General features: G+C 57.6%; 2 protein-coding genes. Both read right to left on the bottom strand.

What is annotated here, in order from left to right; all coding sequences use genetic code 11:
• The coding region (locus ACXJ5O_RS24245; protein WP_457302136.1) for an ABC transporter permease at positions 1 to 825 on the bottom strand (825 nt) is incomplete at its 3' end.
• A gap of 12 nt (positions 826 to 837) precedes the next feature.
• A complete protein-coding gene (locus ACXJ5O_RS24240) occupies positions 838 to 2,358 on the bottom strand; it encodes a sugar ABC transporter ATP-binding protein (protein ID WP_457302135.1) in 1,521 nt (506 codons plus the stop codon).
• Between the last annotated feature and the right edge of the window lie 125 nt (positions 2,359 to 2,483).

The following is a 2,483-nucleotide window of genomic DNA, read 5'->3' as shown; positions in this document are numbered from 1 at the left end:
GAGGAATAGCGCACCAAGTACTGCGCCAGCTACGGAGCCGATGCCTCCGAGCGTCGAGATACCGCCAATGACGCAGGCGGCGACAGTATCAAGCTCGAAGCCTGCTGCGATATCAACATAGGCAACCGCGTAGCGCGACACCCAAAGATAGCCGCAGAGACCCGCGAGGGTTCCGGAGATGACGAACGCGAAAAAGCGGGTGCGTCCAACATCGATGCCGGCATAGACCGCCGCTGTCGGATTGCCGCCGGAGGCATAGATCGCCCGGCCAAGAAACGTGCGTGAMATGACGAGATACATGACGGCAACTATGACGATGGCCGTCCAGCCAAGGATGGGCAGGCCGAGAAAGAGCTGGCGGGGTGTCTGCAGGAAGGGCGCTGTCATCTGGTGCGCGTTCACCCAAGCACCGCCGGAGAGAACGAAGGCCATGCCACGGTAGATCGTCAGCGTTCCGAGTGTGACAACAATGGAAGGAATGTTGAGCTTCCAGACGAAAATTCCATTGATTGCGCCCAGAACGGCACCGATGCAAAGAGCGACAATAAGGATCAGCACGAGGGGCAGTTCCGGGTGCGCGGCATTCAACATGCCGACCGCCATGCCGGTAAAGGCCACATTGGCTGCGACGGAAAGATCGATGGATTTCGTCAGGATCACCGTCATCTGGCCAAGCGCAAGAATAATCAGGATCGACGTGTCATTGAAGATGTTCGCCAGGTTGCCCGGCGTGGCAAAGCCCGGTGAGCGCGTGGAAAAGACGGCAAGCAGAATGGCGATGATGATCACCAGCAGCATTTCGCGGAATTTGAACAATTGCCTGATCATACTCAACCTTTACGCATTGCCAGTAGCGGCGCGGACCAGAGTTTCGGCGCTCAGCTGCGAACGCTCAAAGATACCGGCCGACAATCCTTCGCGCATCACCAGCACGCGATCCGACATACCGAGGATCTCCGGCAATTCCGACGAGACCATGATGATACTGAGGCCTTCGCTGGCGAGTTCGCTGATGAAGGCATGGACCGCAGCCTTTGATCCAATGTCGATGCCCTTGGTCGGTTCATCAAGGATAAGGATCTTCGGTTGGGTTGCCAGCCATTTGCCGATGACAACCTTTTGTTGATTGCCCCCGGACAAGGTACCTACCGGCACGGAAAGAGCGGCAGCGCGCAAGTCGAAACGCTCGGCATATTTCCGTGCAAGGGCGAACTCTTCCGCCGCGCGCAGGAAACCCGAACGAGAGGTGCGTGTCAGCGAGGGCAGGGAAATGTTCTGGTAGATCGGGAGCTGCAATACCGCGCCATGGCGGCCGCGTTCCTCAGGCACGTAGACGATACCGGCCTTGATGGCATCGCTCGGCGAGCCGATTACGATCTCCTTGCCGTCCAGCTCAAGAGTGCCGCCGGATGGTTTTGTGACGCCAAAGAGCGATTGGCAGATTTCCGAGCGGCCTGCGCCGACAAGACCGTAGATCCCGAAAATCTCGCCCTTCCTGAGGGCAAAGCTGATGTCGCGAAACTCGGTCGGATGTGTGTAGTTTTCGACCGAAAGCACCGTCTCGCCGAGCGGAATGTCGACTTTCGGGAAGGCATGTTCGATGGAACGTCCGACCATGAGCTTGACGATCTCATCCTGTCCAACACCTGCAAGCGCACCGCTGCCAACCGCCTTGCCATCGCGGAAGACCGCATAATGATCGGCGATCTCGTAGACTTCATCGAATTTGTGGCTGATGAACAGGATGGCCTTGCCCTGGGCCTTCAGCCGCTTGACGATCTGGAACAAATCGTCGACCTCCTTGCGCGAAAGCGCGGCGGTTGGCTCATCCATGATGACAATGCGCGCATCGACAGAGAGCGCACGGGCAATGGCCACGAGATGGCGCTGGGCAATCGAGAGATCCTTCAGACGCACACGCGGATCGATATTGCTTTCCAGGGAATGGAGCAGTGCCAACGCGCGCGCGTTGACCGCTTTCCAGTCGACCAAACCGAGCCTGGTTTTCGGCGCATGGCCGAGAAAGATATTTTCGGCGACCGACAATTCGTCAAAAAGCACGGTCTCCTGATGGATTGCGGTGACACCGAAGTCGATCGCATCCTGCGCATTAGCAAAGACTACCGGCTTGCCGTCGACCTGAATTTCGCCCTCGTCGGACTCGTAGATGCCGGTAAGGATTTTGACGAGCGTCGACTTTCCCGCACCATTTTCGCCGATCAGCGCCGTCACCCGGCCCGGGAACAACGCGATGTTGACGTCGTTCAATGCCTTCACCCCGGGAAACGACTTGGAGATGCCACGCATCTCCAGGAGAGGCGTCTCTGACATTGGCTCTGGCAGGGTAATCTTGTTCATCAACTATACCGGAAGGGAAAAAATGCCCGGCAGAAAATCTGCCGGGCTGGCCACGAGACGCCCCGATCAGAATATCTTGGAGAACTGATCGATGTTCTTGGCGTCGTAAACGAAGGGATCAGCCA

The sequence above is a fragment of the Phyllobacterium sp. P5_D12 genome (assembly GCF_054049495.1).
This window is presented reverse-complemented; position numbering and strand designations above follow the sequence as displayed.

What these genes read in the sequence shown, in the direction of transcription:
- ACXJ5O_RS24240 (WP_457302135.1), bottom strand. Translation starts at nt 2,358, where the DNA reads ATGAACAAGATTACCCTGCCAGAGCCAATGTCAGAGACGCCTCTCCTG.